Origin of the sequence: Aquabacterium fontiphilum (assembly GCF_009909205.1) — a bacterium.
Classification (GTDB): domain Bacteria; phylum Pseudomonadota; class Gammaproteobacteria; order Burkholderiales; family Burkholderiaceae_C; genus Aquabacterium; species Aquabacterium fontiphilum.
Genome location: NZ_JAAAPN010000005.1, coordinates 214,541 through 229,179, shown reverse-complemented (window position 1 = coordinate 229,179; position 14,639 = coordinate 214,541). Strand labels below are relative to the sequence as shown.

At 67.2% G+C, this 14,639-nt stretch carries 15 protein-coding genes and 1 tRNA gene; 9 read left to right on the top strand and 7 right to left on the bottom strand.

Annotated elements, in window-relative coordinates; genetic code table 11:
• Window positions 1-83: 83 nt before the first annotated feature.
• Together rpsI and rplM are read right to left on the bottom strand one after the other, a co-directional pair.
• The gene (gene rpsI, locus GTZ97_RS07850) at window positions 84-476 is read right to left on the bottom strand and encodes a 30S ribosomal protein S9 (RefSeq protein WP_161650025.1); all 393 of its coding nucleotides are present in this window, start codon (window positions 474-476) and stop codon (window positions 84-86) included.
• Between the two features lie 11 nt (window positions 477-487).
• Complete coding sequence (gene rplM / locus GTZ97_RS07845) at window positions 488-916, bottom strand: 50S ribosomal protein L13 (protein ID WP_161650024.1); 429 nt, start codon at window positions 914-916, stop codon at window positions 488-490.
• Window positions 917-1,246: 330 nt separating this feature from the next.
• On the opposite strand from rplM, the gene GTZ97_RS16695 reads away from it, so the two are divergent.
• Both GTZ97_RS16695 and GTZ97_RS07835 read left to right on the top strand, forming a co-directional pair.
• Window positions 1,247-1,945 carry a GNAT family N-acetyltransferase gene (locus tag GTZ97_RS16695; protein ID WP_161650023.1) on the top strand — a complete coding sequence of 233 codons (699 nt, stop codon included), beginning with the start codon at window positions 1,247-1,249 and terminating at the stop codon, window positions 1,943-1,945.
• A 123-nt stretch (window positions 1,946-2,068) separates the two neighbouring features.
• Window positions 2,069-2,797, top strand: a complete 729-nt coding sequence (locus GTZ97_RS07835; RefSeq protein ID WP_161650022.1) for a DUF2726 domain-containing protein — start codon at window positions 2,069-2,071, stop codon at window positions 2,795-2,797.
• A gap of 14 nt (window positions 2,798-2,811) precedes the next feature.
• Here the strand turns inward: GTZ97_RS07835 and htpG are convergent, their stop codons facing one another.
• Complete coding sequence (gene htpG / locus GTZ97_RS07830) at window positions 2,812-4,710, bottom strand: molecular chaperone HtpG (protein ID WP_161650021.1); 1,899 nt, start codon at window positions 4,708-4,710, stop codon at window positions 2,812-2,814.
• Between the two features lie 174 nt (window positions 4,711-4,884).
• Between htpG and GTZ97_RS07825 the strand changes: the two genes are divergently transcribed.
• Window positions 4,885-4,961 (top strand) — tRNA-Met (locus tag GTZ97_RS07825).
• An 88-nt stretch (window positions 4,962-5,049) separates the two neighbouring features.
• On the opposite strand, the gene GTZ97_RS07820 is transcribed toward GTZ97_RS07825, so the two are convergent.
• Genes GTZ97_RS07820 through GTZ97_RS07805 form a run of 4 tightly spaced genes read right to left on the bottom strand, consistent with a single transcriptional unit; the run spans window position 5,050 to window position 9,402 of the window.
• Window positions 5,050-5,622: a nucleotidyltransferase family protein gene (locus GTZ97_RS07820; RefSeq protein WP_161650020.1), complete on the bottom strand. Its 573-nt coding sequence runs from the start codon at window positions 5,620-5,622 to the stop codon at window positions 5,050-5,052.
• Entirely contained in the window at window positions 5,615-6,640 is a 1,026-nt protein-coding gene (locus GTZ97_RS07815) for an XdhC family protein (protein WP_161650019.1), read from the bottom strand. Before GTZ97_RS07815 ends, GTZ97_RS07820 begins: the two co-directional genes overlap by 8 nt.
• Before the next feature lie 3 nt (window positions 6,641-6,643).
• A complete protein-coding gene (locus GTZ97_RS07810; RefSeq protein ID WP_161650018.1) occupies window positions 6,644-8,941 on the bottom strand; it encodes a xanthine dehydrogenase family protein molybdopterin-binding subunit in 2,298 nt (765 codons plus the stop codon).
• A complete protein-coding gene (locus GTZ97_RS07805; RefSeq protein WP_161650017.1) occupies window positions 8,938-9,402 on the bottom strand; it encodes a (2Fe-2S)-binding protein in 465 nt (154 codons plus the stop codon). Before GTZ97_RS07805 ends, GTZ97_RS07810 begins: the two co-directional genes overlap by 4 nt.
• 54 nt (window positions 9,403-9,456) lie before the next feature.
• Between GTZ97_RS07805 and GTZ97_RS07800 the strand changes: the two genes are divergently transcribed.
• From GTZ97_RS07800 to GTZ97_RS07775, 6 genes are all read left to right on the top strand, one after another.
• Entirely contained in the window at window positions 9,457-10,011 is a 555-nt protein-coding gene (locus GTZ97_RS07800; protein ID WP_161650016.1) for a TetR/AcrR family transcriptional regulator, read from the top strand.
• An 8-nt stretch (window positions 10,012-10,019) separates the two neighbouring features.
• Window positions 10,020-10,433 (top strand): CidA/LrgA family protein, encoded by a 414-nt coding sequence (locus tag GTZ97_RS07795; protein ID WP_161650015.1) that lies wholly within the window; start codon window positions 10,020-10,022, stop codon window positions 10,431-10,433.
• Window positions 10,430-11,170, top strand: a complete 741-nt coding sequence (locus tag GTZ97_RS07790) for an LrgB family protein (RefSeq protein ID WP_161650014.1) — start codon at window positions 10,430-10,432, stop codon at window positions 11,168-11,170. Before GTZ97_RS07795 ends, GTZ97_RS07790 begins: the two co-directional genes overlap by 4 nt.
• Before the next feature lie 30 nt (window positions 11,171-11,200).
• On the top strand, window positions 11,201-12,247 hold the full coding sequence (locus GTZ97_RS07785) for an AraC family transcriptional regulator (protein ID WP_161650013.1): 1,047 nt from the start codon (window positions 11,201-11,203) through the stop codon (window positions 12,245-12,247).
• Between the two features lie 91 nt (window positions 12,248-12,338).
• Window positions 12,339-13,445, top strand: a complete 1,107-nt coding sequence (locus GTZ97_RS07780; RefSeq protein ID WP_161650012.1) for a fatty acid desaturase — start codon at window positions 12,339-12,341, stop codon at window positions 13,443-13,445.
• Window positions 13,446-13,605: 160 nt separating this feature from the next.
• Entirely contained in the window at window positions 13,606-14,631 is a 1,026-nt protein-coding gene (locus GTZ97_RS07775) for a Fe(3+) ABC transporter substrate-binding protein (protein ID WP_161650011.1), read from the top strand.
• Window positions 14,632-14,639 lie beyond the last annotated feature (8 nt).

The following is a 14,639-nucleotide window of genomic DNA, read 5'->3' as shown; positions in this document are numbered from 1 at the left end:
ACCATGAATGACAAACCCGCCCGGGGCCGAGGCCAGGGGCGGGTTGGCTGGGCCAGCCCATGCGGGCCGGCCGGAGGCATCGATCAGCGCTTGCTGAACTGCTTGCGGCGACGGGCGCCGTGCAGACCGACCTTCTTACGCTCGACTTCACGGGCGTCGCGGGTCACGAAACCAGCGCGGCTCAGCTCGGGCTTCAGGGCAGCGTCGAAGTCGATCAGGGCGCGGGTGACGCCATGACGGACGGCGCCGGCTTGACCGGATTCGCCACCACCGTGGACGTTGACCTTGATGTCGAAGGCTTCAACATTGTTGGTCAGCACCAGAGGCTGCTTGACCACCATGATGGAGGTCTGGCGGCCGAAGTACTGCTCAACAGGCTTGCCGTTGACGATGATCTGGCCGGTGCCCTTCTTGATGAAGACGCGGGCGACGGAAGACTTGCGACGGCCGGTGCCGTAATTCCAGTTACCGATCATGTGACCGCTCCTCAGATTTCCAGGGCCTTGGGCTGCTGAGCAGTGTGCGGATGCTCGCTGCCTGCATAGACCTTCAGCTTCTTGATCATGGCGTAGCCCAGCGGACCCTTGGGCAGCATGCCCTTGACCGCCTTCTCGAGGGCGCGGCCGGGGTGCTTGGCCTGCATGTCCTTGAACTTCGTGGCGTAGATGCCGCCAGGGAAGCCCGAGTGACGGTAGTAGATCTTGTCGTTGGCCTTGGTGCCGGTGACGCGGATCTTGTCGGCGTTGACGATGACGATGAAATCGCCGGTGTCCACGTGAGGCGTGTAAATGGCCTTGTGCTTGCCGCGCAGACGGAGTGCCACTTCGCTGGCGACACGTCCGAGCACCTTATCGGTGGCGTCAATCACAAACCACTCGTGCTTCACTTCGGCCGGCTTGGCGCTGAAGGTCTTCATGAGATGTGTCCTAATGGGTGAATCTGGTTGACCGCCGTCGTTGGCACCACTTCTGATCCATGCTGGTGGCCTCGCGGATGGCTTGGTGTCAGCGCAAGAACAAAATGGGTTTGCCCATGCGCCGTTTTCCCGGCAACCATTTCGGGAAAGCCTGCGATGCTATCACAGCCCGAGCGCGATCCACAAGCGGCGCAACCGCGTGCACGATGACGCAACCATCCGTAAAACCTGTCCAGCCGCCTTGCAGGGCTTGAATGATTCACGTACATTAGTGCAAACCCTAGGTTCTTTTCGCGACAGAAGCTGAGATCGACCTGGAAAGGGCTCACCGTGACCCACACTCAACCGCCCCGCTCACTCGACCGTTTCGGTCTGCAGCCCCCCTCCGACGGGGCGGCTGCAAACCAGCGTCGGCCGACGCTGGACGGCTGGATTCCCATTCGGGACCTGCATGCCCGACATCGCCGTCGCATCCTGGATCACCTGCTGCAACTGGACGAGCGCGACCGCTACCTGCGCTTCGGCTTTCAAATCACCCAGGATCAGATGGCGCGCTACGTGGCGTCAATCGACTTCAAGCGCGACGAGGTGTTCGGCATCTTCAACCGCAAGCTGCAGTTGGTGGCCGTGGCGCATCTGGCCGCGATGCCCGGGCAGGGCCCGCATGGCGATTCGTCACGCGGACGGGCCATGGAGTTTGGCGTGTCGGTGCTGGAAAGCGGGCGAGGCAAAGGCCTCGGCATGCGGCTGTTCCAGCACGCGATCATGCACGCGCGCAACCAGGGCGCCAGCCACATGATGATTCACGCGCTCAGCGAGAACGCGCCGATGCTGCGCATTGCGGCCAAAGCCGGCGCCACCGTCGAGCGCGACGGGCCAGACGCCGAAGCGTGGCTCAAGCTGCCGCCCGACACGGTGGGCAGCCACATCGACAGCTCATTGCACTCGCTGGCCGCGGAGGTGATCTACCGCGTGAAGTACCGTGTGATGCACATTGCCGATTGGTTGCGCCTGATCGCCTCGGCCTGAGCCGGCTGCGGCGCCCTCCGTTTTTCACGGCATTCGCCCTTGCGGGGGCCCCACCGTGTCGCGGGTGGGCAGGCAGGGGCTTTTTCTGTAACATCCTTCACGAAACGGGAGGATGGTGCAGGCATGGAAGCCCAGCTGGCATGGTGGATGGTTGCGCCAGCGGCGGCCCTCGGGGGCGCGCTGCTGGGGTGGTGGTGGCGGGGGCGCCAGGAAAAAGCGCGCCTACGCGCCTGGCCTACCCGCTGGGATTTGCAAGCCCGCCCCCTTTTCAACGCACAGGAGCGGGCACTGCACCGTGAGCTGCGCGCCGCCCTGCCCGATCACCTGGTGCTGGCGAAGGTCAGCCTGGTGCGTTTCTGTCAGCCCGGACAGGCTGCGCAGGCCAGGCTGTGGTACGACCGGCTGATGGGCCTTCATGTGTCGTTGCTGGTGTGCCACCCCAACGGCGCCGTGGTGTCGGCCATTGATTTCGAGCCAGCGCCAGGGGCCAACCAGAGCAAAGGGCAACGCCTGAAGGAGGCGGTGCTGGAGGCGTGTCGCGTGCGCTACCTTCGCTGCCGGCCTGGACAGTGGCCCCATGCCAGCCTGCTGGCCACTTGGGCGCTGGGCCACAGCCCCGAAGGGCGCCCCGCCGGCACGCCCCCCAGGCAGGCGCTGCACGACGCTGGCGACCAGCTGGCGCGCAGGCTGCGGGAGCGGCGCGCCGAGCGAGCCGCACGTTGGGCCGAATCGGGTTTCGCGCCCGACTCTTTCTTCGCGTTCGACGCGCACGGCGAACCCGTGACCACCTCGCCGTCCCCGCTGTCCGAGCTGAGCGAGGAGGCAGCGCTGCGCGAACCTCGCCGGGCCTGACCGGCCCGGCTCGCTCAGACCTGCGCCGTGGTCAGCAGCGCGTTGACGCGGCGCACATAGGCCGCCGGGTCATCCAGTTGCCCACCCTCGGCCAGCAGCGCCTGATCGAACAGGATGTGGGCCAGGTCGTCAAAGTGCTCGCTGGCTTCCAGTTTCTTGACCAGGGCGTGGTCGGGATTCACCTCCAGGATGGGCTTGACCTCGGGGGCGCTCTGACCCGCCTGCTTGAGCAGGCGCGCCAGATGGGCGCTCATGTCGCCCGACTCGGTCACCAGACAGGCGGGCGAATCCACCAGGCGGGTGGTCACGCGCACATCCTTGGCGCGCTCGCCCAACGCCGTCTTCAGGCGCTCCAGCACCGGCTTGAACGTGGCAGCGGCCTCTTCAGCCTTCTTCTTTTCTTCCTCGTCTTGCAGCTTGCCCAGATCCACTGCGCCCTTGGTGACGTTCTGCAGCGGCTTGCCGTCGAAGTCATACAGATGTGACAGCAGCCACTCGTCGACGCGGTCCGTCAGCAACAGCACCTCGATGCCCTTCTTCTTGAAGAGCTCCAGTTGCGGGCTGTGCTTGGCGGCGGCCAGGCTGTCGGCCGTGATCACATAGATCGCCTCCTGGCCTTCCTTCATGCGCGCCACATAGTCGGCCAGCGACACGCTGGGCTCGCCGGATTCGTCATGGGTCGAGGCGAACCGCAGCAGCTTGCTCAGGCGCTCGCGGTTGGCGAAGTCTTCGCCCATGCCTTCTTTCAGCACCGCGCCAAACTCTTTCCAGAAGGCGGCGTACTGATCGCGCTTGGTCTGGTCTTCGTTGTTGGCCAGATCTTCCAGCATGGCCAGCACGCGCTTGGTGCAGCCCTCGCGGATGGCCTTGACGTCGCGGCTTTCCTGCAGGATCTCGCGGCTGACGTTCAGCGGCAGATCAGCCGAATCCACCACGCCCTTGACGAAGCGCAGGTAGTTCGGGAGCAAGGCCTCGGCATCGTCCATGATGAAGACGCGCTTCACGTACAGCTTCAGACCGCCCTTCTTGTCGCGGTTCCAGATGTCGTAGGGCGCGTTCTTGGGGATGTAGAGCAGCTGCGTGTACTCGCTGCGGCCTTCCACGCGGTTGTGGGTGTAGGCCAGGGGCGCGTCGTGGTCGTGGCTGAGCTGCTGATAGAACGCGTGGTACTGCTCTTCGGTGATGTCGCTCTTGCTGCGCGTCCACAGGGCGGCGGCCTGGTTGACGGTTTCCCACTCGTCCTTGAGCTCGTGCTCGCCCTTCTCCTGATTCCACTCTTCTTTCTGCATGAGGATGGGCAGAGAGATGTGGTCGGAGTATTTGCCGATGATGCTGCGCAGCTTCCAGCGGGCCAGGAAGTCGTCTTCGCCCTCGCGCAGGTGCAGGATGATGTCGGTGCCACGGGTGGGCTTGTGGATGGCCTCGACCTCGAAGTCGCCGGTGCCCTCGCTGGTCCAGCGCACACCCTCGTCGGCCGTCAGACCGGCGCGGCGCGATTCAACCGTGATCTTGTCGGCCACGATGTAGCCGCTGTAGAAGCCCACGCCAAACTGGCCGATGAGCTGAGCATCCTTGGCCTGGTCGCCCGACAGGCGACCCATGAACTCCTTGGTGCCCGACTTGGCGATGGTGCCGAGGTGGTCGATGGCCTCTTGCGCGCTCATGCCGATGCCGTTGTCGCGGATGGTCAGCGTGCGGGCTTCCTTGTCGATCAGGATGCGCACCTCGAGGTTGGGCGCGTCTTCGTACAGGCCGCTGTTGTCCAGCGCCTCGAAGCGCAGCTTGTCGCAGGCGTCCGACGCGTTGGAGATCAGCTCGCGCAGGAAGATCTCCTTGTTGGAGTACAGCGAGTGGGTGACCAGGTGCAGCAGTTGCTTGACCTCGGCCTGGAAGGAATGGGTGGTCTTGTCCATGGCTGTTCTTGTAGAGGATGCGTGGATACGGAGACGCGCGTGGCACACGCCGTGTTGCGGCCGTGGTGCGCGTGTGGCGAATGTGGGGCCACATCAGGCGATTTCAAGACGGGTGCGTTCGCGCCACGCCACTTGCCAACCCCGAAAAATTCGGTGTATGATCTTGGTCTTGATGGCGCTTTAGCTCAGCCGGTTAGAGCGACGGAATCATAATCCGCAGGTCCGGGGTTCGAATCCCTGAAGCGCCACCAGAATATGAAGCCTTGCAGCACACGCTGCAAGGCTTTTCTGTTTGCGGGCTTTCCGGCCTGCGGGCCGCATCCGGCCACGTCAACAAGGTCACCCCTGTAGATCCTGCGGTACATCGACGTCCCGCAGCACGCCGGCATCGGCCACGACCACCCGCGTTGCCCGTGCCCAGTCGAGCCCGCGCGCGCCCTCGTCCCCGCCCAGATCCAGCAGCGCAGGCCACTGCGCGCGCGGCAGCAAGCGCGGGTGTCCGGGCTGCCCCTGGTGCCAGGGCCATGTCAGGCCGCGCTCACGCGCGAAGGCCGCGCACAAGGCGCGAACCGTCTCGGGCTGCACCCACGGCATGTCAGCCAGCATCACCACCGCTGCCTCGGCGTCGGTGTGGTCCGTGAGCTGGCGCAGCCCCGCCGCCAGCGACGCGCCCATGCCCTGCCCGGCGGCCGCCGCCCACACCGGCTGGGCACCTTGTCGCGCGCAGCAGGCCGCGCCAGCTTCGTCGCCCGGGCGCAGCACCACGTGGACGGGCAGCCCAGCAAGGCGGGCAGTCTCGATCACCGCATCCAACAGCGAACGGCCATCGGGCAGGCGGGCCCAGCGCTTGTCGCTGCCAAAGCGGCGGGCCTGACCGGCGGCCAGCACCAGGGCCACGACCGGGTCAGACATGGCAGGCGAGCGGTGCGGGCTGAGCCTGTGCAGCACGCCCAACCAGATCCGCCTGCTCTTGCGCACGCTGCGCCGCCACCAGCTCGGCGGCGATCGACACGGCGATTTCGGCCGGCGTGCGTGAGCCGATGGCCAGACCCACGGGCGCATGCAGCCGGTCGAGTTGCGGCTCGCTCAGGTCAAACAGCCTCAGGCGGTCGCGGCGCAAACGGCTGTTGGCCTGCGAGCCCAGCGCACCGACATAAAAGGCCGGCGTGCGCAGCGCCTCCATCAGCGCAAGGTCGTCCAGCTTGGGGTCGTGCGAGACGGTGACCACTGCCGTGCGCGCGTCGCAGGCGAAGGCCTGCACCACGTCGTCAGGCATGCCGACGGTCAGCTCCACGTCGCTTGACGGCCAGCTGAGTCGGTACTCTTCGCGCGGGTCGCACACGGTCACGGCGTAGCCCAGCGCCTGGGCGATGGGCGCGAGGTAGCGCGCCACTTCGCTGGCGCCGATCAGCAGCAGGCGCAGCCGAGGGCCCCACACCACGGTGAGCCCTTCGGCGTCTTCGCGCAAAGCGGGGTGGCCGGCCAGCGCGTCGGGCGCCAGGCTCAGCGTCACGGTGCCCGTGTCGTAGCGCAGCCGGCGCAACACGGGCCGGTGCGCAGCCATGGCGGCCAAGGCCTGGGCGACGGGTGCGGTGGGCCAGTGGGTTTCAATGGCGAGCTTGAGGCTGTGGCCACACGGCAGGCGGTAGCGGCTGCGCTCTGCGGCGTCCCGCCCGTACTCGCGCAAGGCCACGGCCGGCGCGCCAGGCGCCCAGAAGGCGCCCGCCCGTACCTCTTCGAGCAGGTCATCTTCCACACAGCCCCCCGAGACCGAGCCCACGATCTGGCCCTGCTCGGAGATGGCCGCCATGGCGCCAGGCGGGCGCGGGCTGGCGCCGTAGGTCTGGCGCACGGTGATGAGCACACAGCGCTGGCCAGCCTCGCGCCAGGCCAGCGCCTGGGTCAACACGCTGTGGTCGTTGCTGTGCATGACTCAGGTGGTGACAGGCGAGCTGCCGCGCTCGGTGGCATCCAGCCGCAGCGGCAGCCTGCGCAGGCGTTGGCCCGTGAGCGCGAACACCGCATTGGCCACGGCCGGTGCGATCGGTGGGGTCGAAGGCTCGCCCACGCCACCGGGCGCGCGGGTGCTGGGCACGATGTGGGTCTCGATCACCGGCATGTGCTGCAGGCGCACGGCGTCGTAGTCGTGGTAGCTCGACTGCGCCACGCGGCCTTCATTCAACGTGATCTCGCCCATCAGTGCGGCGCTGAGCCCGTAGACGATGCCGCCCTGCATCTGCGCCTCGACGGTGTCGGGGTTGACGACCAGGCCGCAATCCACCGCGCACACGACGCGGTGCACGCGGATTTGCCCGTTGTCGATGGACACCTCGGCCACCTGGGCGCAGATGGACGCAAATGATTCGTGCAACGCGATGCCACGCGCCCGACCAGGCGGCAGTGGCTGACCCCAGCCGGCCTGGCGCGCAGCCAGTTCAAGCACCGCCAGATGGCGGGGTTTGTGCTGCAGGCGGGCCCGCCGGAAAGCCAGCGGATCGGCGCCGGCCGCATGGGCCAGCTCGTCCATGAAGCACTCGGTGAAAAACGCGTTGTACGAGTGCCCCACGCTGCGCCAGGATCCCACGGGCACGTGGGTCTGCGTGCGCACCTGGCGCACTTCCAGGTGCGGGATGTCGTAGGGCAGGTCGAACGCGCCTTCGATCTGGTTCTTGTCGGGTGCGTCGGCAGCCGCCCAGGGCAGCAGCCTGCGCATGGCATCGTGGCTCACCGATTGCGCTGCCACGGTGTTTGTCCACACGCGCACCTCGCCCTTGGCATCCAACCCGGCGCGGAACACCGCCAGGGCCGCCGGGCGGTACATGTCGTGCTGCGTGTCGTCTTCACGCGTCCACACCAGCTTGATGGGGCGCCCCGGCAGCTGCATCGCAATGGCCACCGCCTGCTCGACCATGTCGACCTCCAACCGACGGCCAAAGCCGCCGCCCAGCAAGGGCAGGTGCAGGCGGACCTGGTCGGTCTCGACGCCCGCCACCTGCGCCGCACGCCACTTGGCAAGCGAGGGCACCTGGGTGGACACCCAGACGTCAACCTGACCCTCATGCACGCGGGCGGTGCAGTTGATCGGCTCCAGTGCGGAATGGGCAAGATACGGTGCCCAGTAGCGCGCCTCGATCACCCGCTCGGCCTGCTGCAAGGCATCGCGCCCATCGCCTCGGCGGGCGAAGCGGGTGCCGGTTTCGGCGTCAAGTGCCTGAGCGAACTGCTGCTCGATGTCGGCCGATGTCAGCGCGTCGGACGGGGTCTCGGTGTAGCGCACGGCCACGCGGGCTGCGGCCTGGCGGGCACGCCACCAGCTGTCGGCCACCACCACGATGCCTTGCGGAATCTGCAGCACCTTGTGCACACCGCGCGCCCGCGCGGCTTCGACCGCGTCAAACGAGGCCACCTGTGCGCCAAAGACCGGCGGCTGCACGATGGCGGCGTACAGCATGTCGGGCTCGCGCACGTCGATGCCGAAGCGCGCCTGGCCATTGGTCTTGGCGGGAATGTCCTTGCGCGGCGTGGCACGGCCGATCAGGCGGTAGTGAGCAGGCGGCTTGAACGGCACGTCGTCGGGCGGGGCGAGCCGGGCCGCATCGGCCGCCAGCTCGCCGAACCCGGCCTGGCGTCCGGATGCGGCATGGCGCACGATGCCATCGGCCACGGCACAGGCCTCGGGGCGCACGCCCCAGCGCGCCGCGGCGGCCGACACCAGCATGGCGCGCGCTGTGGCCCCGGCCAGGCGCATGGGCTCCCAGGCGTCGCGCACGCTGCTGGAGCCGCCAGTGACCTGCAGGTGCAACGCGTGGCCCAGGCGCTGGGCGCCAGCCCGCGCCAGCCGCGCCACCCAACCCTCGTCATCCAGACCGAACGGCAGCACGTTGAGCAGCAAGGCCTGGTTGGCGTAGATCTGGGCGACGGGGGCGTGTTCCACCTGGACGTCATCCCAACGCGCATCGAGTTCTTCCACCAGCAGCATAGGGAGCGCCGTGAGCACGCCCTGCCCCATCTCGGCTCGGGGCACGGCCACATGCACACGCCCGTCAGGCGAGATACGCACCCAGCCATTGAGCGCCACAGCGCCATCGGCCCCCGCGGGCGCCGCATCGCCCAACCGATCTCGGGCCGACGGGGCACCACAGCCCACCACGAGGCCGCCCGCTGCCGCCGCGCCCACGATCAGAAAGGCCCGGCGACTGAGCTTGCTGCGCGATGCGGTGTCGGCGCTCATGGCGTGCCCCTTTGCAAGGCCTGCGCGGCATCATGGATGGCGGCGCGGATGCGTTGGTAGGTGCCGCAGCGGCACAGGTTGGTGAGGCCGGCATCGATGTCAGCGTCGCTCGGCCGAGGCTGATTGCGCAAGAGGGCCGTGGCGGCCATCAGCATGCCCGACTGGCAGTAGCCGCACTGAGGAACCTGGTGGTCGACCCAGGCCTGCTGCAGGCGCTGCAGAATCGGGTCTTCGGTGGCTTCGATGGTGTGGACCGATTTACCCGCCACGGCCGAGACCGGGAACACGCACGAACGGATCGCCTGGCCTTCCAGGTGCACCGTGCAGGCCCCACAGGCCGCGACGCCGCAGCCGAACTTGGTGCCGGTGTGGCCCAGTTCGTCGCGCAAGACCCACAACAGCGGCATGTCGTCTTCGACATCCACCGACACTGGCTTTCCGTTGAGCTGAAACGTCTGCATGGTGTACAGCGTACACTTTCATCCGCGCCGCCGTCAATGGCGGCCAGACTGCCCATGTCCTATCCGCGCAAGATCGACCCTGACACCCTGACCGCCACTGCGTTGCGGCTGCTGGAGCAGCACGGCCTGGCGCAGTTGTCCATGCGCATGCTTGCCACCGAACTGGGCGTGGCGCCCAACGCGCTGTACCGCCATGTCGAGAACAAGGCCGCGCTGGAGTTCACGCTCGCCGATGAAGCGGGCCGGTTGCTGCTGCAGCACCTGGAGGCCGCCATGCGCGGTGAAGACACCCTGGCCGACATCCTGGCCGCCGCCCAGGCCTATCTGCGCTTCGCACGCGAGCGGCCGGCGGTGTACGAGGTGATGATGCGATGGTGCCGCCACGATGGCACCGAGCCGCCCAGCCACACCGCCGTGTGGGATCGGGTGCTCGCCATGGCCGCCGCGCTGCCGGGCCAGCGCGACGATGCGCAACTGGCTCACGCGTTGTGGGCCTACATGCACGGGCTGGTCGAACTGGACCGCGCCGGCATGATGAGCGCAGCCGAGGTCGACCAGACGCTGGCATTCGGGCTCGCCGTCTTCGTGGCGGGCCTGAATGCGTCATGATGACGGGCATGCCGACGCCTGAGCACGCCCCCAACGCCCGGCCTGCCGGCTCGGTCCTGCGCGCCCGCGCGCGCTGGCTGGTCGAGGTGCTGAGCTTTGTTGCCCTGTGGGCCGCCGCCGACCTGGCTGTGCGCACCTGGCACTGGCCCGTGCCCAGCGGGGTGGTGGGCCTGATGGCGCTGACGGCTGTGCTCGTCATGGGCTGGCTGCCGTCACGCCACATCGAGCGCGGCGCACGCTGGCTGCTCGGCGACATGCTGCTGTTCTTCATTCCCCCGCTGATGGCCTTGATCCGTCACCAGGAGCTGTTCGGCTGGATGGGCGTGAAGCTGGCCATTGCTGTGGCGGCCGGTACGCTGTTCGTCATGGGTGGCGTGGGCTGGGTGGTCGAGCGGGCCATCCGCTGGGAGGACGCCCGATGAGCGCGCTCACCTCCAGCAGCGCCCAGCTCGGCATCGACCTCGCCTCGCCGTGGGTGCAGGCTCAGGGCGCCGGCTGGCTGGTGCTGACCTTGCTGCTGTTCTATGGTTCGCGCCGCCTGCACCAGCGCGTGTCCAGCCTGTGGCTGTCGCCCATCATCCTGACACCCACGGTCCTGATCGCCGCCTTGCTGATCACGGCCACCCCCTATGAGGTCTACGCGCTGCACACCCGCTGGCTGACGTGGATGCTGGGGCCGGCCACGGTGGCCTTCGCCTTCCCGATCTTCCAGCAGCGCGGGCTGATCCGGCGCTACCCGCTGACGCTGGCCATCGGCGTGATGACCGGCGTGGTGCTGGGCGTGTCGAGTTCGTGGGCACTCGCCTGGCTGCTGGGGCTGCCCGACGAGGTGATGCGCAGCATCCTGCCGCGCTCCGTGTCGTCGCCCTTCGCGATGCCCGTGGCCACCACGCTGGGTGTGGAGCCCGAGCTGGCGGTGATGTGCGTGCTGGTCACCGGCGTGTTCGGCATGCTGGTGGGGCAAGGCTGGCTGATGTGGCTCAAGGTGCGCCACAGTGTGGCAGTGGGCTCAGCCTTTGGCGCCGCCACCCATGGCGTGGGCACGGCCAAGGCCTGGCAGATCGGCGCGCAGGAAGGCGCTGTCTCCAGTCTGACGATGATTTTCTCGGGCATCGCCCTGGTGCTGCTGGCTCCCTTGCTGGCGCGATGGCTGGCCTGACGCGCCACACTGCGCCACAATCTGGCCCCCATGCCCGCCAGCACATCCATCAGCCCTGACCTGCGCCTGAAGATTCCGGCCACCTATGGCCTCTCGCTGCTCAACCTGATGCAGGAGCGCGGCCACGAGGCTGAGGCCGTGCTCGCTGGCAGCCAGCTCACCCTCGCGGTGTTGCAAGACACCCGCGCGCAGATCGAGGCCTGGCAATACGCCATGCTGCTGGGCCGCGCCAACAGCCTGGAAGGCGACCGCGGGCTGGCTTACGAGCTCGGGCTGCGCAGCCAGGTCACCAAGCACGGCTTCGTGGGCTTTGGCCTGATCAGCTGCAGCACGCTGCGCGATGCGATTGCGTTCAGCGAGCGCTACTTCCAGGCCCGCGTCCCGGCCTTCCGCAGCAGCCTGAGCGTCGAGGGCGCTGAGGTGGTCGTCACGCTGCACGAGACCATCCCGCTCGGCCCCCACCGGGCCTTCATCATGGACCTGGTGGCCGTCGAGTTGTGCAGCCTGTTTGCCAAGATCATGGACATGGACCCGGCCAAACAGGGTTGGCTCAGCACCATCTGCGTCCCCCACGCCGAGCCACCGGCCTATGCCCGCTACCGGGACCGCATCCCGCCCTTCCGTTTCGGGCAACCGGCTGTGCAGATCCGCTTTCCGGCCCGCATGCTCGACGAGCCCATCGCGACCGCCGACCCGGTCAGCGTGCAACTGGCCATCGAACGCCTCGAACAAGAGATGGCCCGCCAGGCGCAGGACCACACGACCAGCTCCCAGGTGCTGACCCGTCTGGTGTGCAGGGATCAGCGCTACCCCGACATCGGCGACATGGCCGAGATGCTGCATGTGTCCGAGCGCACGCTGAAACGCCGCCTGCAGGCCGAGGGCACGTCATATCAGGTGCTGCTCGACCAGGTTCGCCAGCGCGATGCGATGCGCCTGCTCGGCAACCCGGCGCTCGCCGTGGCCGAGGTGGCCGAAGCCGTGGGCTACACCGACCCGGCCAACTTCGCCCGGGCTTTCGCACGCTGGACGGGCCTGTCGCCTCGGGACTGGCGCCAGCGCCATGGCCCGAAATGACAAGTTTTCGGCCTGATTGCCCCTCACGCAGGGAAAACGCGGATCGCTAATCTTCGCTCCACTGTTGATGGACATCAGATCCGAGGAGCACATGAGCAAGAACAAGCTGAACCCTCAGCGCATGACCGACGCGCAGAAGGCCGAGCACATCCGCAAGGTGGTGCTGGATGCCGGCGTGGCCCTGCGGGCCCGCCACCCCTGGCTGCGCCATCAGAACGCCATTGGCGTGACCATCCTCGCGGTCTCGCTGCTGGGCATGGTGGCCAGCGGCTGGCTGTATGTGGAAGGCGTGATCCCCTGGTGGGTCTGCGTGCCGGTCACGGCCATCTTTGCGTCGTTCATCCACGAGCTGGAGCACGACCTCATCCACCACATGTACTTCCGTGATCGCCCCTGGGCCAACAACCTGATGCTCCTGCTGGGCTGGCTGGCCCGCGCCAGCACGGTCAGCCCCTTTGTGCGCCGCAACCTGCACCTGCACCACCACAAGGTGTCGGGCACCAAGTCGGACCTGGAAGAGCGCGGCATCACCAACGGTGTGCCCTGGGGCCTGCGCCGCCTGCTGATGACGGGTGACAACATGCTGGCCGTCTTCCTGCGCCCGCTGGAGATGCGCCGCGCCACCGCCGCCTACATCAAGGCTCAGAAGCCCGCCAGTCGCGCCGAAGCCCGCCGCATGGCGCTGGAGCAGTTCACCGCCTACATGCCCATCGGGCAGGTGTACTACATCGCGTTCCACGGCTGGGTGGTGCTGCACGCCGTGCAGTGGGCGGCTCCCCTGCTGGGCGTCGAGATCCCCTGGCCGCAATGGATGCCGCACCTGATGGCCGGCCTCGACATCTTCGGCGTGGTCTACGCCCTGCCCTGCCTGCTGCGCACCTTCTGCCTGCACTTCATCAGCTCGAACATGCACTACTACGGTGACGTGGAGGCACGCAACGTGATGCAGCAATGCCAGGTGCTCAACCCCTGGTGGCTGCTGCCCATGCAGCTGTTCTGCTTCAACTTCGGCAGCACGCACGCCATCCACCACTTCGCGGTGAAAGAGCCCTTCTACATCCGTCAGTGGAACGCCGGCATCGCCCACCAGGTGATGCGCGAGATGGGCGTGCGTTTCAACGACTTCGGCACGTTCCGGCGCGCCAACCGGTTCAGCATGACCCCGTCGACGAGCACGGAAACGGTGCTGGCGCGGTGAGTGTGGGGGCGGAAGATCGCCCAACCGGGGCTGCCCCGCCGGGCGATCCGCCCTGATGCAGATTAAGGTCAATGAAAATCATTCTTGTTATCGTGTAATCTCTCGCTGCGCCGTTTTGGGACGGCGCAGCGTCACCCACCACGAACAAGGAATTGAAAGCATGGCCCGTTCGCTGCCCCGCTGGACCGCTCTGACCCTGATCGCCCTGGCCGCCCACACCGGCGCCCAGGCGCAAGAGAAGGTGCTGAACATCTACTCGGCCCGTCACTACCAGACCGACGAGGCCCTGTACGACAACTTCACCAAACAGACCGGCATCAAGATCAACCGGCTGGATGGCAAGGAAGACGAGCTGCTCGAGCGCATCAAGAACGAAGGCGCCCGCTCGCCTGCCGACATCCTGATCACGGTCGACGCCGCCCGTCTGGAAATCGCCGACCAGGCCGGCATCTTCCAACCCATCCAGTCCAAAGTGCTGGAGCAGCGCATTCCTGCCAACCTGCGCACGCCAAACTGGATTGCGTTTTCCACCCGCGCCCGTCTTGTGGTCTACAACAAGCGTGACGTCAAGGCCGAGTGGGTGCAGACCTATGGCGACCTGGCTCACCCGCGCCTGAAGGGTCAGATCTGCGTGCGCTCCGGCTCGCACCCCTACAACCTGTCGCTCGGCGCCGCCGTGATTTCCCACGAAGGCCCCGCGCAAGCCGAGGCCTGGGCTCGCGGCCTGGTTCAGAACTTCGCACGCGCACCCAAGGGCGGCGACACCGACCAGCTGCGCGCGGTGGCAGCAGGAGAATGCGGCGTGGCCATCTCCAACAGCTACTACCTCGCCCGCCTGATGCGCTCGACCAAGCCGGAAGACCGTCAGGTTGTGGAATCGCTGGGCGTGGTATGGCCCAATCAGGCGAGCTGGGGCACGCACATCAACATCTCGGGCGCCGGCATCATCAAGACCGCGCCGAACCGCGATGCGGCCGTCAAGTTCCTCGAATACCTGGCCAGCGATCAAGCTCAGAGCTACTTCGCCAACGGCAACAACGAGTGGCCCGCCGTGCCCAGCGTGAAGCTGGACAACCCCGCACTGAAGGCGATGGGCACGTTCAAGCCCGACACCCTCAACGTGGGTGAGCTGGCCAAGAACGCCGCCCAGGCTCAGCGCATCTTCGATCGCGCCGGCTGGCGTTGACCGTCGGG